A 22,742-nucleotide genomic window follows, 5' to 3' on the forward strand; every position below is an offset into this window, starting at 1 on the left:
CATGAACCGAATAACCAAAATAAGCCATTTGTTTCTCCTTACCGTTTGCCTCTTCATTGCTGGTCAACAGGCTTTGTTGGCAAGGCAATCCGGTCAATTACAAATCAACTACACCGTAGCCGTTGCCGATGTCGATAAACAACTTTTTCACGTCACCACTGAGATTAAAAATATTAAAGACTCATTTGTCACCGTGTCTCTTCCCATTTGGACGCCGGGTTGGTACACAGTAGAAAATTACGCAAAAAATATTCTTCGATTTAAAATCCTTGATGGCAAAGGAAACTGGTTGCAACCCATCATGACTCGCAAACAGAGTTGGCGGGTTGAGACTAAAAATTTGAAGGAAATCAAAATCGAATTTGATTATCAGGCAACCGTGTTGGCTTTAAATCAGGCGAAAATCACTAAGGATTTTGCGTTTTTTACCGGCACACAACTTTTTCTGGAGGTGAATGGCTATCGCAATCTTCCCGCCACCGTTCGCTTTAATGTTCCCCAGGATTGGAAAATTCAAACGGCATTAAAAGAGAGCACTGACCCGTACATCTTCACTTCATCCAATTATGATGAACTGGTTGATGCGCCAACTCAGATGGGAAAATTTGATGTCACAAAATTTGAAGTCGAAGGCAAGCCACATTATTTTTGTGCTACCCCTGCCGGAAGTTTTTCCAAAGAAAAAACCGATAAATTCGTAGAGATGCTGCAAAAAGTTTATATGTCTCAAAGTAAAATATTTGGCGGCTTGCCTTACGAAAAACATGTCTGTTTCTATTTTTTTGCCAAACCTGAATCGAACGCCGGCGGCGCGCTCGAACACGCCAATTCCTTTGTCTCATTTGCGCCGGTTGGCAACCGCGCGACTCCGGAAATGTTAATTGAAACCGCAGCCCATGAATTTTTTCATACCTGGAATGTCAAACGGATTCGTCCGATTCAAATGTTTCCCTATGATTATTCGCGAGAAAATGAAACCCCGCTGCTATGGATTTCCGAAGGGTTTACCAATTATTATGCGAGCAAATCGCTACTCAGAGCAGGCACCGGCGGAAAAGAACGCTTCCTGTTCTCGATAACCTCTGCCATCAATGGCGTCGAAAGCAATGACGCGAGAAAGTATATTTCCCCGGCTGATTCTTCAACTTCAACCTGGCTGGGCTATGACACCGGAACGGTGTTTGAAATTTCTTATTACACCCAAGGGCAAAACCTGGGAGCCTTACTTGATTTATCAATTTTAAATGACACCAAAGGGCAATTCGGTTTGGATGAGGTGATGCGTTCGCTTTTCAAGGATTTTTACCTGAAAGGGAAAGGCTTTTCTATCGACGATTTTTTAACCATTGTCAACCGATTAACCAAACGCGATTACCGAAATTTCATCACTCGGTATGCCTATGGGGTCGCGGTTCCACCCTATGACGAAATCCTGGGCTTTGCCGGCTATTATCTCGATAAAGACGCATTAAAAGAGGGACGCTATGAAGTGAAAGAGATGTCAGATATTTCAACCGAGAAAATGAAAATTCGTGAAGCCTGGTTGAAGACCCAATAGAGAACAGGATGGAATTAAGCGTTAAATTGAAAGCTTGCCATGCTTAAATTACCGTAAGTCCAACTTCTGTGAATACTCATACCGGGATGATTTTCATCAAACCCTCCGGCTCCCATCGCTACAAACAGCGGCAGCAGATGTTCTTCTGTGGGATGTGCCAGGACACCTTCAGCAATCAGTGAGCGATAATTTACAAGCGATTGAAGATTTCCTTCCGAAATTTTTTGATGAAGGAATTCCTCGAATTTTTTTGCCCAGGGCGAGGGCTTATCAAATGAGTTCAGCGAATGCAGGTTATGAACAGCGCCACCGCTTGCCAGTATCATTACGCCTTGGTCTTTTAAACCGCCGAGCACCTTCCCGATTTGGTAATGCTCTTCAGGGGTGCCGTTTGCAACTAATGACAGTTGAGTAGTTGGGATATTGGCTTGGGGATACATCAACATTAACGGCACCCAGACGCCGTGGTCGAGTCCGCGATTTTCCGTAATGGCAGTGTGAATTCCCTGTCCATTTAATAAATGCGCAACTCGATTGCCCAACGTGACAGCTCCTGCTGCCGGGTATGCTATCTCATATAGTTTTTTGGGAAACCCGCCGAAATCGTGAATGGTTTGGGGATGTGCGGCAAGCGAAACCGTTGGGATTTCGGACTGCCAATGGGCTGAAACCACCAGAATTGCGGAAGGTTTCCCTAAAGAATTTCCAAGCGAGGTCAAAAATTGATGCGCTTCGGCTTCATCATCAATCGCCAAAGTTGGCGCGCCATGTGATACAAAAATTGCCGGGAAATTCATGACTTCCTCTTTGATTCAATAATCCGAATTTACTTTTTCGCGCCAAACACCAGAGCATCCAGGGAGTATTTTCCGGGACCCGTAATTAACATCAATAGTGCGACACCCAGATAGAGCGCCGCCAGTTCATACGAAGGGCCACCGGAGCCGACAAATGGATGACCTGCACGGACGTGAACTCCCAACACTGCAAACAACATCGTGCAGGTGATTCCAAAAGCGGCAATCGGCGTCAATAATCCGAGGATTAATGCCAGCCCACCGCCGAACTCGCTTAATGCCGCAAGACTTTGCAATAAACCGGGAATGGGCGCTTCCTGTCCCATCCAATCAAACGGATTTTTAATTTTTGAATAACCGTGCAACATCAATCCCATGCCAAAAATCAAGCGAACAATTAATAGACCGATGGCACCCCGGTTTCCAATAAATTCACCAAATAATTTCTTCATATTATTTTTCTCCCCAGTCAGTAAATAGAAAGGATGATTTATCTATAAAAACAAAATCGCTTTCACAGAACCTGACATTACTGTTTAACCGCTTCGATATTCAGTTGAATGTCGACATCATTCCCGACAACCAGACCACCGGAATCCAGTTTTTGACTCCAGCTAACCCCATAATCCTGACGATTGATGGTTAGATTCGCCTCGATACCGATTCGCAATTTCCCCCAGGGGTCTTTTATCGGCCCGTTTAATTTGAATGGAATGGTGAGTTCTTTGCTGACACCTTTCAAGGTAAATGTGCCGATGGCAAGAAAATCGGTTTTCCCTTTTTTAACGACCCGGGTGCTTTTAAACGATAATTCGGGATATTTCGCAACCTCGAAAAAATCCGCGGTTCGCAGATGATTGTCTCTGGCTTGAACACCGGTGTCGATACTTTCAACCTTGGCGGTAAATTCGACTGATGATTTGGTTATATCTGCGGAATCAAAATTGATTGTCCCTTTATAGTCTTTAAATCTGCCGGGGATTTTATTGATAACCAGATGACGAATTGAAAACCCGATGGTCGAATGAGCTGGATCAAATCCGTAAACTCCTGAACTGGCGACCGGCGCAGCTTCTTTTGAAGCGGTTTGCGGTTTAACTTCAACAAATAAACTTTCTGAACCGGCGGCGAGCGCCAGAGCAAATCCTGAAATCGCCAAAATTAAGGCGAGTCCCAATATCACGAAATATTTTCTATTTTTCATTTTCTTTCTCCAAGTTAAAAAATTTTCTTTTTCTGCTACTGCAACTAAACGCTTCTTAGCTTATTCAATCTGCGGATTGGTGTCAAGCAACTTTGTTAATCAATTAACAGTTATTAAATTAACTGTCAATCAGTAGACATTAAGCCGTCGGCGAGTATCAACCAGCGTAGCGCGGAATTTATTGGCGAATTTTGAAGGAAAAGGGCGAGCCAAATAAGGGAAAGGAAAAGGCGGTCGGCAAGGCATTTAACCTCGCCGACCATTGACAGCGTTAGGCGATTGCGAAGTCGTACTGCTCCTGATGAAGATTGGGGTCGGCTTCGATAGTAATCGGGGAGCCGAAATTGGCTTCGATCTCTTCAAAGACCGCCTGTTCCGAAGTATGCAAGGCTTCGGCAACAATCGGCGAGACCCTCAGCATAATGTCTGTGCTTCCCATGACCTGTTCGGAAATCGCTTTGGCTTGTTCGAGGATTTCATAACACATGGTTTGTGCAGATTTAACCATCCCGCCGCCCTGGCAATACGGACAGGGTGAACAAAGGGTTCGTTCGAGCGATTGTTTAACCCGCTTGCGGGTGATTGCCAGCAAACCGAAATCATTGATCGACAGAATTTTTGAGGGTGAACGGTCATTGGCTAACTCTTCCTGAAGCGTTTGCATGACTTTCTGTCGGTTTTTGCGTTCTTCCATATCGATAAAATCGACAACGATGATGCCGCCGAGATCGCGCAAACGAATTTGGCGCACCACTTCTTTTGCGGCTTCCAGATTGGTCTTGGTTATGGTGTCTTCGAGGCGGTCAGATTTACCGACAAATTTTCCGGTGTTGACATCAATCGCCACCAGCGCTTCGGTTTGATTAATGACGATATAGCCGCCGGATTTTAACCACACACGCGGTTTTACCGCCTTATCAATTTCCGGCTGAACATTATATTTTTCGAGTATCGGTTGGTTTCCGGTATAAAGTTTGACACGGTTCACCAGCCGCGGTTGAACGCGATTGACGAACTCGACGATTCGCGCATATTCGATTTCGTTATCAACCCGAATGACCGAAAATTCATCGGTCAATTGATCGCGTAAAATTCGTTGAATCAAATCCAGGTCGCGATGAACCAGGGTCGGCGGTTTGGAGCGGTCGGATTTTTTGCGGATGTCATTCCAGGTACGAATCAGGTATCGCATATCATCATGCAATAACTGTTCGGAAATTCCTGAGCAGGCGGTACGCGCAATAAATCCACCCGGCGCATTTTCGCGGTCACGAAGCGCAGTTACGGTGCGTTTCAACCTCACTCGTTCGGCATCAATTGGAATTTTTCGGGAAACCCCTATGTGATTTACCGTCGGCATATAAACCAGAAATCGTCCGGGTAAGGCAATGTGCGAAGTAATTCGCGCGCCTTTTTTGGCGATAGGTTCTTTTGCGATTTGAACGATAACTTCCTGCCCTTCGCGCAGCAGGTCGGTGATGGTGGGTGCCCCTCCCCTTTCGGGTTTGCGCCGGGGTTCGGCTCGCATCGGTTTATCGCCATCAAACCCTTCCGGTTTTTCTTCCGCTACGGTTGCGGCATCGCCATCTTCGGTTGCTGATTCGCCAACCGGTTGACGCATACTTTTCGGATGTGGACGGCGGTCTTTGCGACGACCACGACCTCGCCTGATTGCCATTTCACTGCGGCTGCCAAAATCACGAACGCTGGCTTCCCGATCGTCCTCTGTTTCATCGCCAATCACCTGCTGAGGCGATGTGGTTCCCTCTAAAATATTTTCAGGGATGACATCGGAGATATGTTTGAATGATGAGCGATTATCCAGCGATTCAGTGTTTGATGCCGCCGCATCTTCGATACGCTCGAATTCGTTTTTTTCAATTTTTTCCGAGCGAAAACTCCCGACTTTCCATTCCGGTTCAGGTTCCGGCTGGAACACTTTTTCAACCGGCTTTTCTCCTTCCATAACCTGGGGGCGCGATGCGGTTTCCGAAGCTTCCGATGGGCGTTCTTCATCCACAATTCTTTCAAAACCGGTTGCCGCCAAGACGTTTTGAGATGCCGCATCAGAGGTTTCACTACCTGCACCTTTTTTCTTGCGTGCTGGTTTTTTAGCAGCGGATTTCGCGGTTTTTTTGACCGCCTTGCCATCTTCAACCTTGGCTTCTACGACTGGCGGTTCCACAACATCAGGTTTCTTTGAGGGAGGTTTGGCTTTTTTGGATTTTTTTTCTTCTTCTTCGATTTTCCCTTTTTTACGGGAACGACTGCGTTTCCCTTTTTCCGTTTCAACCACTTCCTGAGCCGGCTCCGTCCTCACTATATCCTCGTCGGTTATTCTTTCAATGCTGAAATCCGTTGCATGTCCGCTGATTAAATCGCCGACTCTTACAACTTCTTCCGGGATTTCCTCCTTTACAAAGGTAGGTGTAACTTCATCTACCTTTGCTTCCTGAACCGGAATGAATTCGGGCGTCGTGGTTGCCGGTTCCAAACCTTCACCTTCCAAATCTTCGACCGGTGGCGGTTCAATAACTTTTTCCGTGGCAATTTCCGCCAATTGTTCAACCACATCTTCCAACTCAGCCGCATCTACTGCGGGGATTGGCGGTTCGCTTATCCGTTTATCGACGGGTTCGGGTCTACCCCGATCTCTGCGGTCACCTTTTCGCTCATCGGGTCGTTTTTGTTGCTGTGTGGCAGCGCCTTCTTCGTTGAAATCAATATCCTCATCCTCTTCAAAATCTTTGAAGTCGGCAACGTACAAAAAGGCATCCCGTTCAAGCCCGATGTCCACGAAAGCCGATTGCATACCGGGAAGCACCTTCATCACTTTGCCTTTATAGACATTTCCGACAACCCCTTGATTTTCATCCCGACGCTCAACATAGAATTCCGTAACCACACCTTCTTCTATTAAAGCGACCTTCTTTTCATATACATTTGCGCTAATTATCAATTCTTTAGCCATGAACTCTCCTATCAAATTAATCAAGAGGCAGGTATGAACAGTTTTGGAGTTGAGGGGAATATCCCAACAGGATTTTTTGTCTCGTTTTACGGGTGTGTTTTGGCTCCGCTTTGATTAAAAAGCAGTTTACGCTTGCTACAGATTTGGGCTTTTTATTTGACGGTCTTTCAAATTTCAGAAACCGTTATTCAAATCAGCCCCGGTTGTCGGGGAGGAATTCAATTTGGAATTCATCAACTCGCGACTAAAATTATTGCGAGCAAGTCATATATTTTTTTCAAACCCGCAGTCTCTCATCTCCCATTGATTTTTATCAACGGGGAGGAGAACCCAAAATTTCCTAACTGCCTCGAGGGTGTTTCAATGCCAGATAGCTTCGATTTCTCAATAAAATTCGGGTTTGCAATGAGAAAAGCAAAAACCACGAAGGAGAAATGGGTATGGCTTGAAACGAAAAAATTTTCAAATTTTAATTACTGAACTTTGATTAGCCAAAGCGTCAGCATCAACTAATTAACAAACCTTCTGAATCGAACACTGAGCGCCAATCCGACCCCGGCAAACATGGACATGATTGCTGTGCCCCCTTGGCTCATCAGTGGTAAAGGAATGCCCATAATCGGCATAATGCCCGCGACCATTCCCAAGTTACAAAAAATGTGAAAGGTGATTAATGCGACAAATCCCATCACCATCAGTGCACCGGCGCGTTCCCTTGACCCCAGGGCGACCATCGTCAGTCGCCAGATAAAAATCAGGTAAAGCGCCATCATAATTAATATGCCAACAAATCCCAAGTCTTCGGCAATTACTGCGGCAATAAAATCCGAATAGGCATACGGCAGGAATCCCAATTTTCCCTGGGTGCCTTCGCCAATCCCCTTGCCAACCACCCCGCCGGAACCAACCGCGATAACGGATTGAATGGTCTGGTAAGCATAGCCTCTGGGGTCTGCCTTCTCAGGATTGATAATGACATCAATCCGCTCTTTTTGGTATCCCCGGAGAAAGGGATAGAGAGCAATCAGCGCCAAAGGCAAAGCGATTATCGCCACAATAATATATTTTTTCGGCGCGCCACCTAAAAAATAGAAAGCTCCGAGAATCGCTCCGAAAGTCAACATCGTTCCGGTATCTTTCTCTAAGGCAATCAAAAATATCGGAGGCAAAGCGATGCCAGCCATCACAATCATATTTTTCAGGGTTAAATCACCACCCGAACGCGCTTTTGCCAGATAACGCGCCAGCATTAAAATGGTTGCCACTTTGGCAAATTCACTAGGTTGAATACTGGGCAGACCCGGTATATGCAACCAGGCTTTGTTGCCGTTAATGGTTGCGCCAATGAATAAAACCAGCACCAGTAAGACCATCACAATCCCGTAAAAAATCGGCGCGAAATCGTGAACAATCTTTCGATAATCCGTAAACATAATGGCAAATGCAATGGCAAGTCCAATCCCCAGAGCTATCAACTGCTTTTTGACAAAATCCGAATTCGGCGCGGTACTATAAATTCCAATACAACCAAAAATCGTCAGGGCTATGGGAGCCAGCAAAAGCGGCCAATCAATGTCACGAAATGTCTTTCGATTAATCTCAATCATGCTTAACTTCGGTTACAACCTAAAGCGGGTCAAATTCAAGGGCTAGCAAATCATAACACGACAATTTGATTAACCCCAAGTTATCAGCGATTTCGCCGTTGATTCGGTTCTATAGGCGATTGATTCCCTTGGATTGCCAACCGGGTATTTGGATTATTACCTTTTTGCGGTTGCCCGGGAACCCCGCTTGCCGATAACGCGGCAAGCGTATTTCCGCCAGTTGTCGCATTTTTAGCAATCTCTTCTGCGGGAATAAATTTGCCATCGCGTTTGGCAAAATATGCCGTATGAATGGCTTTGGCTTTCGGTCCCGATGCCTTGGCTCCGAAACCCCCATTTTCAGTAAAACAGACCACCGCAAATTCCGGTTTCATATCTTCGTTGACCGGCGCGAAACTGATAAACCAGGAGTGATCCTGTAAATGTTTGCCTTTGGCTTTTTCTTTGGCGATGACCTGAGCGGTTCCGGTTTTCCCACCAACATTGAGTTCCCGCGGGAATCCGATGCCTCCGGCAGTACCGCCTTCATTCACCACTCCCCACACCGCATAGCGAATAGCGGCTGTGGTTTTTGCCGACAGGGTTATTTCTCGAGGCGAATCCTCATAATATTTTACCGGCATCGCTTCCGTAGCTTTCGCTTCTTTGAAAACATGCGGCGTGAAAAAATGTCCATCCATCATGATTCCCGATTCGGCGCGAATCAATTGCAACGGGGGAATGGCGACTGATCCCTGTCCGATGCCCGCCAATGCGCTATCAAAATCATTCCACTCCGGCGTTCGCGGAAAAGTTCTCGCCTTCCAGTCGCGACTCGGAATGGAGCCGATTCTTTCGTGTGGTAAATCGATTCCGGTTTTCTGCCCCATACCGAATTTCAACAACCACTCCCGCATTCTATCCACGCCCATTTTAACGCCTAAACGATAGTAATAACCGTCACAGGAACGCACGATTGCCGTATGAACATCGGGCGCGCCATGACTTCCCATACAATGGATGAAGCGCCCGCCAACCTGCAACCCGCCGCCACAAACGAGCCGCGAATTGTTTAAAGGTGTGACTCCCGCTTCGATTGCCGCCGTACTCATCATCAGTTTCCAGGTTGAACCTGCGGGATAGTACCCTTGAATCGCTTTATTATTTAGAGGATGACCGGGGTCGGTTAATATCGCGGCAACCTCTTTACGATTTTCGGGTGAAACGATATTGCGGGCAAAGACATTGGGGTCGAAATTGGGATAGGAAACCATTGCGATAATTTCGCCATTGCGCGGGTCCAAAGCGATTGCCGCACCTTTATCTTGCGTCCTCTCAAACTCTTCTTCGGCGACGCGCTGAATATCAAGATCAAGGGAAAGCACCACATCTTGTCCGCGAATCGGCGGGCGAATATCCAATTCACGTATCTTCCGACCCCGGCTATCGACAATGACCCGTCTGACGCCGTCCTGACCTCGAAGAATTTTATCGTAAGTGGCTTCTACGCCGCCCTGCCCGATAATATCGCCCATCTTATAACCGGCTTTTTGAAAACTCTCATTCTCCAGTTGTTTGGCGCTTACCTGTCCGACATAGCCAATCACATGACAGGCGGTTTTGCCGAATTTATAAATCCGTTGCGGTTGTTCATCGAGAATGATTTCGGGGTGTTCAAGCTGATGCGCTTCAATCCAGGCGCGATCCGCATAGGTGGTATTCTGCTTAATCAGAATCGGGTCAATTTTCGACCGTTTCGGATTATTCAATTCCTTTTCGACATCCTCCCGATTAATCCCCAGATTGTTTACCAGCGCGTCAATCGTATCCTGTTTATTGACGATGTCTTCCGGCATGATGACCACCGTATTGATCGGTGTGCTGTCGACCAGAACTTTTTCGTTGCGGTCAAGGATTGCGCCTCGCGCGGCAATGATGGGAATTTCACGAATGCGATTGTTCTCGGCGCGTTGAACATACATTTCGTGTTTGGCGATTTGTAAATTATAAAAACGGATTCCCAGAATAACGAAGATGGCGAAAACCAGATACAGGATGAATTTCGCCCGCAAATCGAAACTGAATCCGTCAGCGACCTGACTTTTTCTTGAATACGATGAAGCACTCCCGCGTTTTGAGGTTGCCGGATTATATCTCAAAAAATCATCGAGTCTATCGAATATTTCACGCTCTGCCATACCGCCTCCACCTTGAGCGTTTAACCATAATGACGCTTTTTAATTGCCATTCGTTTTGCCTCTCCGGTTTCAGGAAAGACCTTATTTAAAATCATAAACAAAACCACTGACGCCAGCGAATCTCCTATGGTTTGTAGTCCCAATGCCTTTAGGAAATCCCCCCAGTCGCCGACATTCTGAATCGGTTGGTCGAGCATCAGGTTTAATCCGATTACAAAAATCGTATTGCAAACCGATGCCAGGGCAACGATTCCTAACCTGGTTAAGGGGTTTTCCAGGGGGAAATTGACGCTGGCTTTGGAAACCACATACCCGATTAAGGTTTTTGAAAATCCGTTTACCCCTAAAACCAAACTCCCACTAATAATGTCGCTCCCGATACCGGAAACCGCCCCGGCTCCCATCCCCAACAATGGTGACCGCATAAGGCTCAAATAAATCGTAACCAATAAAGGTAAATCGACAAACTGAAAAATTCTGAAATGTTTGGGTAACAACATCTGAAAAATGAGCGCGAGTATCAGAGTAAGAGCGATTTTGAAAGTTTGCACTCGATTCGTTACCTCACTAAGGTCTCAGATTCTCTTCAAATTTAATATCTTTTTGCTCAATTAAAAGCACGATCACCGCTTCAACCCGGTCGATTTGAACCGCCGGTCTGACAATGATTTTTTTATAAGGGGCATTGGCATCGTTTTCGACATGCTCGGTCGTCCCGACAACCAGTCCCTTTGGATAGATGCGATCTAATCCGGTAGTCACAACAATTTCATTCTCGGCAATTTCTTCGGTTGAGGGGATATTTTTAATTTCACATCGCGAATTATTCAGCCCTTTCAGTTCGCCCGGTTGCCTTGTGCTTTGAATCATCACCCCAACACCGGCATTGGAATCGGTAATGATTTGCACCTGCGCGAAATTGGCTCCGACATTGATTACCCGCCCGATGATTCCGGCATTGGTAACGATTGGCATATCTTTTTTAACCCCATCCAACGTTCCGCGATCAATGGTCAACCGTTTAAACCAGAGCGAGGTGTTACGAGCAATGACATTTGCGGCAATTTGCCGGTAACCGGAAAGCGATGGAAGACCATACTGGACACGCAAAGCATCGTATTGGGCGGCTTTTTCGCGTGTTTCATTTAATTGGGTTGTCAACTGTTCCACTTGATTTTTCAGTTCGATATTTTCATCACGGGCGCGACGCAATTCCCCCCAACCGGTAAAGGTGCCGGTGACTTTAGACAGTACCCCATCCCCGACTTTCACAACCGGCGCGAAAATCGTCATCACCCATTTGCCCAGTAATGATTGGTTGGTTTCGGTATTGCGCGCCGTCAAAGTCATTAAAAAAAGTTGGGACAAAAGCAGTGCAGCCAGCACCCAATGCGATTTATCTTTTAATTTTTCTTTAACGGGAGTGGAACTCATAAACGTAGGATTCAGGATTCAGGATTCAGGATTCAGGGGATTGATTAAGAGCCTGAATCCTGAATCCTGAATCCTAACTATGAACCGTGATGTGTCATGGTGTTTTCCCAACTGACACGGCTCAACAGGTCAAAGTCAGCCAGCATTTTTCCAGTTCCAAGCGCAACCGACGAAAGCGGGTTTTCCGCAAGTGAAACTGGGACGCCGGTTTCATGCATCAAGCGTTTATCGATGCCTTTGAGTAACGCGCCACCGCCGGTTAAAACGATGCCACGTTCGGCAATATCGGCTGAAAGTTCCGGCGGGGTTCTTTCCAACGCCACCCGAACCGCATTGACGACGGTCGCAATCGGGTCGGATAGCGATTCGCGAACCTCTTCATCGGTAATCGTGATGGTTCGCGGAACCCCTTCAATCAGGTTGCGCCCTTTGATTTCCATGGTGATGGGTTCTTCCATCGGCCAGGCGGAACCGAGTTCAATCTTGATGGCTTCTGCGGTTCGTTCACCAATGAGCAAATTATATTTGCGTTTGATGTACTGAATAATCGCTTCATCAAGTTCGTTTCCGGCAACCCGAACGGCTCGCGAATAGACGATGCCCGAAAGCGAAATCACCGCAATATCGGTCGTGCCACCACCAATATCAACAATCATATTGCCGTATGGCTCGGTGATGGGCAGCCCCGCGCCGATAGCGGCTGCCATCGCTTCGGCGACCAGGAAAACCTTGGAGGCTTTGGCGCGATAGGCGGCATCTTCGACGGCGCGGCGTTCGACCTGAGTGATTTCACCGGGAACCCCGATGACCACCCGGGGTGACACCCACGAACGCCCGTTATGGGCTTTACGGATAAAATGCTGGAGCATTTTTTCAGTGACTTCAAAATCTGCGATGACGCCATCTTTCATCGGTCGAATTGCCACGATATTACCGGGGGTTCTGCCGAGCATCTCTTTGGCTTCCTTACCGACGGCTTCGACCTTATTGGTAATTTTATTAATCGCAACAATCGAGGGTTCGCTGACAACGATGCCTCGTCCTTTGGCATAAACCAGAGTATTGGCTGTGCCTAAATCTATCGCGAGATCGCTTGAAAAGGGATTGAATAAATTAAACATTCTTCGACTTAGTCCTGCTTTCTTCTAATCTTTTAGACCGGTCGCAAATTTTGCTGCGACGTTTGAGTTGAATCATAATTTGGCATTAATTGCCCGAATCCTCTTCCCTGTGATTTGACGGATGCTTTGAACGCTTTAAGAGAGGTTTTTCACCGCTCACCTCAACACAAATGGCTTCTACCCACGTAAAATTTTAGAGCAAGAAGTTTACGGAAACGGGAGGAAGACGAAGCCTGGGGATGTACATAGGTAAGCAGAAAGGCGTCAACGACGGCAATCAGAATTTTCTGTTGCGCCTCACTACAATCCGAAGACCTGTACTCGTTCATCTGTGCTTAAAACTACTCATTCCGCCTTGAGCTTAGTCAATCAGCCCAATTATCAGGAAAACCTTAGAGTTAGAAATCTAGCATGGCAAGTTTTTATCAATCAAGAACTTTAGAGGATTCCCTACATCTATTTTGAGATTTATTTTTAAACCCTGATGACTGGTTCCAATCCCCCTAATCGCCCGTCCTCAACCCCCTGAACACGATAATCGTTCAACCTGTGCGACGGTAAAATGGAAAAGTCCTTTTTGCAGCCTATGGGTTCAATTCGGTTTCAAGCTTCAGGGAACAAACCGACAATTGCCCGAATAAAAATTGGCGTGGTAAAATGGCAGGGATTCGGAAATAAGCGATGGCTAAAATCAAAATAGAATTGAATATGCCTACCAGAATCCGCAGGAATTTGTTCGGCGATTAATCCGCCAATGCTTCACGCCTCCAATATTATTTAACGATTTACTTTCAACCGAAACCTATCGGTTTCCCCTGACACAAGGAGTGAAGTCATGCAAACCATTACCAAATTAAAATTTCCCGAAATCAAAACTGCCTTACCCGGCCCGAAAGCCCAGGAATATATTGAAAAAGACCACCGTTTGGTTTCACCAAGCTACACACGCGCCTATCCGCTCGTCATGCAAAAAGGTTATGGCGCATTAATCGAAGATGTCGATGGCAATATCTTTTTGGATTTCAATGCCGGCGTCGGCGTCAGCGCCCTCGGTCATGGGCATCCGGCAATTGCCGATGCCATCTATAAACAGGCAAACGAATTCAATCACATTTGCAGCGCCGATTATTATTATCCACACCTCACCGAATTGGTTGAAAAACTTCACGAAGTGGTTCCGGGCGATTTTTCCTGGCGCGCGCATTTCGGAAATTCCGGCGCCGAAGCCATCGAAGGCGCGTTAAAAACGGCAGTGTATGCAACCGGTCGGCACAAATTCATTGCTTTTCGCGGCGCCTTTCACGGGCGCACATTTGGTGCCTTGTCACTGACCGCTTCAAAATATGTTCAGCGGAAAGGCTTCGGGCCGCAGTTGCTTGATGTCACACACGTCCCCTATGCCAACCCGCTTCGTTGCCCGTTGGCGCTTCGTGATGGTGAATCTGTCGGCAAACGTGTGGTTCGCTACATTGAAGAAAATATTTTCACGACCACGGTTCCCCCTGAAGACTGCGCGGCAATCGTAGTTGAAGCGGTTCAGGGTGAAGGCGGTTATGTGGTTCCGCCATCGGATTTTTTGCCGGAACTCCGCAACCGGTGTGACAAACATGGAATCCTTCTGGTTCTTGATGAAGTTCAAGCCGGAATGGGACGCACCGGCAAAATGTGGGCATTTGAACATTTCAATATCATCCCGGACATTATCTGTATGGCAAAAGCTTTGGGCGGCGGTTTACCGCTGGCGGTAACCTTTGCGAAAGCGCATTTGATGCAATGGCACGTCGGAGCGCACGCCTCAACTTTTGGCGGCAACCCGGTCGCTATTGCAGCGGCTTTAAAAACCATTGAAATTTTGCAGGATGGTTTAATCGATAACGCGGCGACCATTGGCGCATATATGATGGAAAAACTGAAGGAGATAAAATCCCGCCATAGCGCCATTGTCGAAGTTCGCGGCTTGGGTCTCATGATAGGCGTTGAGTTTTCGTTAAACCCTGAGACCCTTGAACCCTGCGGACAACTCCGCGACAAAATCATCTATGAATGCTTTGAGCGCGGATTGGTTTTGCAGGGAGCCGGAGAATCTTCAATTCGCTTTTCCCCGCCACTCATCGTTGACCGCGAACAGGTTGATTTTGCGCTCAATACTTTTGAAGAAGCGGTAAAAAAACACACGAGTTAAACCGATCACAAAATCATTCATCAAAGGATGAGCGGCGCTCGATTACCGCTCATCCTTTTTTCATGACTTTTGAATTAATTCAGCAAAACGGTATGATTCACCTTACGGACGGAAGGCAATGAGAATTTTTGCAATTGGCGATTTACACCTCGAAGGTGGCACTGGAAAAACTATGGAGGTGTTTGGCGAGCACTGGAAAAATCACCATGAAAAAATCTTTTCCGCCTGGCAACGCCTCGGTCGTGAAGATGATTTGCTTTTAATTGTCGGGGATTCAAGCTGGGCGATGCGACTCGGTGAAGCGCAACCTGACCTTGACCGCATCGGCGCGATGAAAGGCAAAAAAATATTACTCAAGGGAAATCACGATTACTGGTGGGATACAGCAAAAAAGTTAAAGGCGGTTTTGCATCCTTCAATTGAAATTCTCAATGGGCAATCAATCATCATTAATCGTGTTGCAATAGCCGGAACCCGTGGTTGGGTCTGTCCGAATGATATTTATTTCCAGGCGCAAGACCAGAAGATTTATGAGCGCGAGGTTGCAAGATTGAAAACCGCTCTGGAGCCATTAAAAAAACTAAAAGGGGCATACGACCATCTCATCGTCGCTTTGCATTACCCGCCCACCAATAAGGATTTTGAAGCGAATGGCTTTACCGAATTAATCGAAACGTTCGAGGCTGATGTTTGCGTTTATGGTCATCTTCATGGAGAAGCAATTCAAACGGCAATAACCGGATTAAGAGGCAAAACCTATTATTATCTGGTCAGCGCCGATGCCGCGAATTTTTCTCCTATGGAAATTGATTTGCCTGAAATAGTGAACCAGTCTTTTCAAACAGCCTGTGAGCCGTAAGCATTCATTCATTATCGAGAAGAAATTATCGGATGAGGGAATAGTGGACAAAACATTTCAAGGACAAAAAACACTCATCACCGGCGGACTGGGATTTATCGGAAGCAATCTCGCCCGTAGGCTTTTAGAACTTGGCGCGAAAGTTACGCTGGTTGATTCTCTGGTTCCCGAATATGGAGGAAATCCTTTTAATATTCGCGGGATTGAAGGTCGCGTACACGTCAACATCGCTGATGTTCGTGATGAACACAGTATGGCTTATCTGGTTAAAGGTCAGGATTTTATTTTCAACCTGGCAGGGCAAGTCAGTCACATCGACAGCATGGAAAACCCTTACACGGATTTGGAAATCAACGTGCGTTCACAGCTTTCGATTATGGAAGCCTGCCGGAAAAATAACCGCAACGTCAAAATTATCTACACCAGTACGCGACAGGTTTACGGAAAACCTAATTACCTTCCGGTCGATGAAAATCACATTGCATCACCTACCGATGTCAATGGCATCAACAAATTATGCGGCGAACTGTATCACATCCTTTATCATAATGTTTATGGCATCCGCGCCGTTTCATTGCGCCTCACGAATACCTACGGGCCGCGACAACTTTTGAAACACTCCCGACAAGGGTTCATTGGGTGGTTCATTCGTTTGATAGTCGAAGGCAAAGAGATTCAGCTATTCGGAGACGGGTCGCAGATGCGCGATTTCAATTATGTCGATGATGTCGTTGAAGCCCTGTTGCTGGCAGCGGTAAGCGAAAAATCGAACGGTCAAATTTTTAATCTCGGCGGTGATGAACCCGTCAGCTTGAAAAATCTGGTCGAGTTAATGATTGAAATAAATGGCAGCGGCAATTACCGATTAGTTCCCTTCCCGGATGAAAAAAAAGCCATCGATATTGGCAGTTTTTATGGCGATTTTTCTAAAATCACCAACACCCTGAATTGGCGTCCGCAAACCAAACTGCGCGAAGGGTTAATTAAAACTTTCGATTATTACAAGGAGAATTTCAGTTGGTACAAAGAGTAGAAATGCAAATTCCTTTCGGTGATTTACGTAGACAGTATTTATCCATGCGCGAAGAAATCGATTCAGCGGTTCGCCGGGTTCACGAACGGGGTTGGTTTATTTTAGGAACCGAAGGCGAACAGTTTGAAAAAGCATTTGCCAATTACATCGGCGTAAACCACGCGGTCGGGGTCGGCTCCGGCACCGAAGCCATTCATCTCGCTTTGAGAGCCGTTGGCGTTCAGCCGGGCGATGAAGTCATCACGGTTGCCAATACCTGTGTTCCGACGATTTCAGGAATTTGGATGTCCGGCGCAACCCCTGTGTTAATCGATGTCAGTGAAAAAAGTTTTAACCTCGACCCGCAAAAACTCGAAACCACGATAACCGAAAAAACCAAAGCCATCCTGCCGGTTCATCTTTACGGACAAAGCGTTGACTTAGACCCGATTTTAGAAATTGCCAGAGCCTATAAAATCAAGGTAATCGAAGATGCAGCGCAGGCGCATGGCGCGACCTACAAAGGGCGCAAGCTCGGTGCAATCGGGGATGCGGCGGCTTTCAGTTTTTATCCCAGTAAAAATCTCGGTGCCAATGGTGACGGCGGCGCAATCACCACCGATGATGAGGAAATCGCTCACCGCATCATTCAACTCAGAAATTACGGACAGGAAAAACGCTATTATCATTCCACCAAAGGAACCAACAGTCGATTGGATGAAATTCAGGCGGCAATTTTATCCGCGAAGTTGCTTCACCTGGATTCGTGGAATAAACGAAGAAGCGAGATAGCCGAAATCTATCACCGGCAAATACACAATCCATTGATTATCAAACCGGCGGTGATGGATTATGGTTCGCATAATTTTCACCTCTATGTCATTCGTTGCGCGGGACGTGAGCGGCTGCAAAATTACCTGAACGAATGCGGCATTCAAACGCTGATTCATTATCCGATTCCGGTTCATTTACAAAAAGCCTACAGCGATTTGCAAAAACAAGAAGGCGATTTTCCGGTTGCCGAACAGCTTGCCGGTGAGATTTTATCGCTGCCGATTTTCCCGGAACTCACCGACAAGGAAGCGCGATATGTAGTTGATTGCATCAATGCTTTCCAGTAGTCTTTGTTTTCCCCTGTGAGCATTTTTTCTCTTTGCGGTAAATCTATAATGAAAAAGCCTGCGTAGGAGAAAGTGAGAGGCTTGAGAGCTTGCCTTTAAATGCAATTGAGTTAAAACCCGAGGAGAATTTACTGTCACTGATGAAGCGAGTGGCAGAAGGTGACCAGTCCGCCTTTACCCTCCTCTACGAAACCACCAGTAAAACGGTATTCGGTCTGATTTATAAAGTCATTCAAGACCGTGAAACCGCTGAAGAGGTTTTACTGGATGTTTATACACAAGCCTGGAGACAAGCGAAAAATTATGACAGCCAACGCGGCACTCCCCTCGCCTGGTTGATGACAATTGGTCGCAGTCGCGCCATTGACCGGTTGCGGTCAGGAAAACACGAGAAAGCGAATAAAGACCCGCTCGAAACCGCCGGACAACTTTCGGCACCAACCTCAAGCCCCGAAGAGGTATCAACCGCTTCGGAAACTCAACGGTTTGTTCGAGCGGCGCTTGATACCTTGACGCCTGAACAACGGGAAGTTATCGAACTCGCCTATTTTTTAGGCTTGAGTCACACAGAAATCGCTTTGAAGTTAAGCCAGCCGTTGGGAACTGTAAAAACCAGAATTCGCTTGGGAATGGTTAAATTGCGTGAATTGCTTTCTCCGGTTTTAAGCAGTTAAATCTTTGGGAAGGTTATAAGGATTTGAAGTACGAACGAAGCAAAGAAGAAAAACAGGAACAAGCCGCGCTGTTCGCGCTTGGCGCTCTCGGTCAGCATGAATCAAGGGTTTTTGAGGAGACCTTGGCTGATGGTGACCCGCAACTGGAGGCTGAACTCAAAACCTTTGACAAGGTGGTCGAAGCATTAGGCTACAGCGTTGATCCGGTTGAACCGCCCCAATTTATTCTCGACGTACTGCAAATGCGCATTGAAAAGGAGCCGCAACTGGCAAAGGCGAATACCTTGACCTTTCCTGAGCCGTCGTTGATTAGTCCGCCACCTGTGCCTGTTGCTTTTCCTCAGCCTGCGGTTGAATTAAAGCCGAAAATGGTTGTCGAAAAAGCCACAGTCAAACCTGACAACGTGGTTTCGATTGAGCAAAAAAAATCCGGCAGGTCATCTGCCTTCAGATTTATCCCCTGGGCAATCGCTGCGGGACTTTTAATTTTTGTCTCATTGGTTTTTATTAAATATCGAGATGAGCAAACCATAACATCCGGTTTAAGAAGCCAGCTTGAAATACTTATCGACCAGAATAATAAGATTCGCGACGATATCCGAGCCAAAGATGAAAAGGTATACGAACTGGCACGAATCAATGAAGTCATTCAATCGGAAGGTCATCGAAGAATCAATCTTGAAGGTCAACCCCCCGCGCCAAATTCCCAAGCCCTGATTCATTGGGATGTGAAAACCAACCAATGGTTAGTGAGCGCGGATTTGCCACCAGCTCCCGAAGGCAAAGTTTATCAATTATGGTTTGTCACACCGGACGCCAAAATCAGCGCCGGGTTATTAAAACCCAATCATACCGGTCATGCCTTTACAGAAATTCCCTTGCCTGCGGATTTAACCAATCTGGCGGCGGCGGCAATTACCCTTGAACCCGAAGGGGGTTCGGCTCAACCGACGATGCCGATTTTCGTCCTCGGCAAAATCTAAGTGGTAAGTAAATTTACTGTTTAAATTTTCTCAAAAATATTCCGACTAAAATTATCACCTTATCGTCAAAATTCTGCCGAATAAAATCCGGAAAGTTATAACTTTCATTCAGCGTTATTTCTTCTCCCAAAAATCTAATTTCATCCGGACACCCCAGGGTGAGGTGTCTGCCAATTCAAGAGGAGATTTACATATGAAAAAAGTATCTTTGATTCTGTTCACGTTTTTGTTTGTACTTGCAACCCTTATTTCGTCGCAAACTTTTGCAGGCGACCGCCCCTGCGTCAGACGGTGCAATGATATTCATCGGGATGCGTTAAGGCTCTGCAACGATTTTCACGGTGAACGACGGGCGCATTGCATACGTGAAGCCAATGAACGCCATCGCAATTGTTTGCAAAATTGTCGGGATTGATTTTGAAGTGACCAATAAAAAATATCCTATCCTAATTCTCTCCCCACTTTTTTCAATCTCAGAATTCCTCTCAACCGGGATAGAAAGAACTTCCTGTATGGGAAGCAAAAACCCGTAGTTGAATACACCCGGACAAGTCAGGTTTAAAAGATAGGTTTCGACGCCCTTATTTATTTTCGCTTTTTGGTTTCGCCGGGCGATAAGCGAATAAAATGAAATCGCCGCGTTTTCGATAGTCGTCCGCTTTAACTGCATTCACATCTTCTACGGCTACGACTGACACTACACGGACTTTCGCCTTGGGCAATCGTTTGGCGGTTCTCGATGCTGTGCCCAAACGAAAATCGCTATGAAAAGCCCCGTTATAATGAACGATAATCGGTTTTTCTTCACCGGCATTCTGATAGGTTTCGGCAATTGATTCAGCCATAGTGTCATCTTTCGTACACTGCGCTTCGTAAATGCGTTGAATCATTGCGCGGTCTTCGGCGGTTGGTTCTTTCGTCTTACCATCCGCACCAGGATGGCCTTTCATGGTCTCGCTGAAATTTTTAAAGTAATCGTCATTCGGAGCGTTGATTTCTTTGGCAATTAACCCTCGCTCATTTTCCGGCAATTTTTCCAGAACCGGTAACCCACCTCTGGCAATCTGTGAAGCATATTTTCTCGGAACGTTGCTGGCGATAACCGGCCACCCCTTGGCTTTAGCAAATTCGATAATCGGTCGATAATCGGATGGGTAATTCCCCCAGGGTCGAGAATTTTTCAGAAATTCCTCTTCACTGATTTTCCCAGTTAAGTAGGCGGTTAAGGTCTTTTGCACATCGCGTTCAAACATTTCCATCGCCACGATGACTTTTTTATTTCGTCTTGCCAACCCCTCAAGAATCGCCAGTTCAAATTTATGAGTCGCCGGGTCGTCGTGCTGTTCCCCAACAAACAACACATCAACGGTTGCCAACGTATTGAGCATCGCTTCAAAATCGCTGTACTTTTTGTCATCCGAATGAAACACCCGGTGGGGAATGTAACCGGACTCAAAGGAAAAACCGAAAGTTGAAATTGAAAGCAAAATCATGGAATAAAGAACTACCCTTAACCAAATCCGACTCATACTTACCTCTTAAATAGAATTTTGAATTGCTCCGATTATTGATGGATAATAGCACGAATTAAAGCCAAACCCACCTGCAAAGCAAATCTTTTTCAGCAGAATTTTATGCAACCATACGAAAAAGCTTTATCGGCTCAGATGGCAACCAATGAGTTTTTAATGTAGTATCCAATTTCACCAACCACAAAAATTTTTTGGAAAGGAATGACCAGATGACCGCTTCGATGAATCGCCCTTTACACGAGGTTGACCCCGAAATTGCCGCAATAATTGCCAAAGAAGAACGCCGCATCTCTTATAACCTGGAAATGATCGCTTCGGAAAATTTTGTATCCGAAGCCGTTTTGGAAGCAATGGGTTCGGTGTTAACCAACAAATATGCTGAAGGCTATCCGGGTAAACGTTACTACGGCGGTTGCGAAGTCGTAGATGAAGCCGAAAATCTGGCTCGCGAACGCGCCAAACAGATTTTCGGATGTGAACATGTAAATGTTCAACCGCATTCCGGTTCGCAGGCAAATCAATCGGTCTACCTGAGCGTCCTCAATTATGGCGATACGGTTCTGGGAATGAGCCTCGCCCACGGCGGACATTTAACTCACGGTCATCCGTTAAATTTTTCCGGTCGCAGCTACAATATCGTTTCCTATGGCGTAGACCAGGAAAGCGAAACCATTGATTATGAGGAACTCGAACGCCTCGCCCACGAACATCAACCCAAGATGATTTTATGCGGGGCGTCGGCTTATTCACGAATTATTGATTTCGAGCGCATCGGAAAAATTGCCAAAGATGTTGGCGCTTATTCGATGGCGGATATTGCGCACATTTCAGGATTAGTCGCCGCCGGGCTGCATCCGACTCCGATGCCGCATATGGATTTTGTGACCACCACGACGCATAAAACCTTGAGAGGCCCGCGTGCCGGAATGGCAATGTGTCGCGAGCAATTTCAAAAAGAGTTAGACCGCGCCGTCTTTCCCACCGTTCAAGGCGGACCCTTGATGCACATCATCGCCGCCAAAGCCGTCTGTTATAAAGAGGCGTTGCAGGATGATTTCAAAGACTATCAAAACCAGGTTATCGCCAATGCCAAAGTTTTAGCCGAAGAATTAACCAACGCCGGATTCAAAATTGTTTCGGGCGGAACCGATAATCATTTGATGCTGGTAAATGTTTTCGTTCGCGGATTGACCGGCGCTCAGGCTGAAAAGACTTTGGATAAAGCCGGTATCACAGTTAATAAAAACGCCATCCCATTCGATACCAATCCGCCGATGAAGGCTTCGGGAATTCGCATCGGCTCACCGGCACTCACGACGCGCGGAATGAAAGAAAATGAAATGCGGCAAATCGCCGAATTCATCAAGGATGCGTTAGCCAACCACGAAGATGAATCTGCATTAAAACGAATTCGCGAAAAAGTTAATGAACTCTGTGCCAGTTTCCCGATTTATGAAAATCGTCTGGTTCGTAGTCAGGCGCATGCATCATAGTCTTTCGCATTTTAGAT

Annotated in this window: 19 protein-coding genes; 9 read left to right on the forward strand and 10 right to left on the reverse strand. The window is 46.4% G+C overall.

Annotation, left to right across the window (positions count from 1 at the left end; translation table 11 throughout):
- Window position 1 precedes the first annotated feature (1 nt).
- On the forward strand, window positions 2-1,558 hold the full coding sequence (locus AB1757_22295) for a hypothetical protein (GenBank protein ID MEW6129787.1): 1,557 nt from the start codon (window positions 2-4) through the stop codon (window positions 1,556-1,558).
- Between the two features lie 14 nt (window positions 1,559-1,572).
- Here AB1757_22295 and AB1757_22300 read toward each other — a convergent pair whose 3' ends face one another.
- The 9 genes from AB1757_22300 to AB1757_22340 form a co-directional block, all read right to left on the reverse strand.
- Window positions 1,573-2,355: a class III extradiol ring-cleavage dioxygenase gene (locus AB1757_22300; GenBank protein ID MEW6129788.1), complete on the reverse strand. Its 783-nt coding sequence runs from the start codon at window positions 2,353-2,355 to the stop codon at window positions 1,573-1,575.
- Between the two features lie 29 nt (window positions 2,356-2,384).
- Complete coding sequence (locus AB1757_22305; protein MEW6129789.1) at window positions 2,385-2,807, reverse strand: DoxX family protein; 423 nt, start codon at window positions 2,805-2,807, stop codon at window positions 2,385-2,387.
- 77 nt (window positions 2,808-2,884) lie between these two features.
- Window positions 2,885-3,559, reverse strand: coding sequence for a YceI family protein (locus AB1757_22310; protein MEW6129790.1), 675 nt, complete (start codon window positions 3,557-3,559; stop codon window positions 2,885-2,887).
- Between the two features lie 271 nt (window positions 3,560-3,830).
- Complete coding sequence (locus AB1757_22315) at window positions 3,831-6,530, reverse strand: Rne/Rng family ribonuclease (protein ID MEW6129791.1); 2,700 nt, start codon at window positions 6,528-6,530, stop codon at window positions 3,831-3,833.
- A 509-nt stretch (window positions 6,531-7,039) separates the two neighbouring features.
- Window positions 7,040-8,137 (reverse strand): FtsW/RodA/SpoVE family cell cycle protein, encoded by a 1,098-nt coding sequence (locus AB1757_22320; protein ID MEW6129792.1) that lies wholly within the window; start codon window positions 8,135-8,137, stop codon window positions 7,040-7,042.
- An 83-nt stretch (window positions 8,138-8,220) separates the two neighbouring features.
- On the reverse strand, window positions 8,221-10,314 hold the full coding sequence (mrdA, locus tag AB1757_22325; GenBank protein MEW6129793.1) for a penicillin-binding protein 2: 2,094 nt from the start codon (window positions 10,312-10,314) through the stop codon (window positions 8,221-8,223).
- 20 nt (window positions 10,315-10,334) lie between these two features.
- On the reverse strand, window positions 10,335-10,865 hold the full coding sequence (gene mreD / locus AB1757_22330) for a rod shape-determining protein MreD (GenBank protein MEW6129794.1): 531 nt from the start codon (window positions 10,863-10,865) through the stop codon (window positions 10,335-10,337).
- A gap of 16 nt (window positions 10,866-10,881) precedes the next feature.
- Window positions 10,882-11,748 carry a rod shape-determining protein MreC gene (gene mreC / locus AB1757_22335; GenBank protein MEW6129795.1) on the reverse strand — a complete coding sequence of 289 codons (867 nt, stop codon included), beginning with the start codon at window positions 11,746-11,748 and terminating at the stop codon, window positions 10,882-10,884.
- A gap of 77 nt (window positions 11,749-11,825) precedes the next feature.
- Window positions 11,826-12,869, reverse strand: a complete 1,044-nt coding sequence (locus tag AB1757_22340; GenBank protein ID MEW6129796.1) for a rod shape-determining protein — start codon at window positions 12,867-12,869, stop codon at window positions 11,826-11,828.
- Between the two features lie 835 nt (window positions 12,870-13,704).
- Here AB1757_22340 and AB1757_22345 point away from each other — a divergent pair.
- The 7 genes from AB1757_22345 to AB1757_22375 all read left to right on the forward strand — a co-directional run bounded on the left by AB1757_22345 (window position 13,705) and on the right by AB1757_22375 (window position 20,115).
- Window positions 13,705-15,051: an acetyl ornithine aminotransferase family protein gene (locus AB1757_22345; protein MEW6129797.1), complete on the forward strand. Its 1,347-nt coding sequence runs from the start codon at window positions 13,705-13,707 to the stop codon at window positions 15,049-15,051.
- 118 nt (window positions 15,052-15,169) lie between these two features.
- Entirely contained in the window at window positions 15,170-15,910 is a 741-nt protein-coding gene (locus AB1757_22350; protein MEW6129798.1) for a metallophosphoesterase, read from the forward strand.
- Between the two features lie 40 nt (window positions 15,911-15,950).
- Window positions 15,951-16,943, forward strand: a complete 993-nt coding sequence (locus tag AB1757_22355) for an NAD-dependent epimerase/dehydratase family protein (GenBank protein MEW6129799.1) — start codon at window positions 15,951-15,953, stop codon at window positions 16,941-16,943.
- Entirely contained in the window at window positions 16,928-18,043 is a 1,116-nt protein-coding gene (locus AB1757_22360) for a DegT/DnrJ/EryC1/StrS family aminotransferase (protein ID MEW6129800.1), read from the forward strand. Before AB1757_22355 ends, AB1757_22360 begins: the two co-directional genes overlap by 16 nt.
- Before the next feature lie 140 nt (window positions 18,044-18,183).
- Window positions 18,184-18,717: a sigma-70 family RNA polymerase sigma factor gene (locus AB1757_22365; protein ID MEW6129801.1), complete on the forward strand. Its 534-nt coding sequence runs from the start codon at window positions 18,184-18,186 to the stop codon at window positions 18,715-18,717.
- Between the two features lie 23 nt (window positions 18,718-18,740).
- Window positions 18,741-19,700, forward strand: coding sequence for an anti-sigma factor (locus AB1757_22370; GenBank protein ID MEW6129802.1), 960 nt, complete (start codon window positions 18,741-18,743; stop codon window positions 19,698-19,700).
- A 193-nt stretch (window positions 19,701-19,893) separates the two neighbouring features.
- The gene (locus tag AB1757_22375; protein MEW6129803.1) at window positions 19,894-20,115 is read left to right on the forward strand and encodes a hypothetical protein; all 222 of its coding nucleotides are present in this window, start codon (window positions 19,894-19,896) and stop codon (window positions 20,113-20,115) included.
- Window positions 20,116-20,281: 166 nt separating this feature from the next.
- Here the strand turns inward: AB1757_22375 and AB1757_22380 are convergent, their stop codons facing one another.
- Complete coding sequence (locus AB1757_22380) at window positions 20,282-21,229, reverse strand: ChaN family lipoprotein (protein MEW6129804.1); 948 nt, start codon at window positions 21,227-21,229, stop codon at window positions 20,282-20,284.
- A gap of 212 nt (window positions 21,230-21,441) precedes the next feature.
- Between AB1757_22380 and glyA the strand changes: the two genes are divergently transcribed.
- Window positions 21,442-22,725, forward strand: coding sequence for a serine hydroxymethyltransferase (gene glyA, locus AB1757_22385; GenBank protein MEW6129805.1), 1,284 nt, complete (start codon window positions 21,442-21,444; stop codon window positions 22,723-22,725).
- Window positions 22,726-22,742 lie beyond the last annotated feature (17 nt).

Source organism: Acidobacteriota bacterium, from assembly GCA_040754075.1.
In the GTDB taxonomy this organism is placed as follows: domain Bacteria; phylum Acidobacteriota; class Blastocatellia; order UBA7656; family UBA7656; genus JBFMDH01.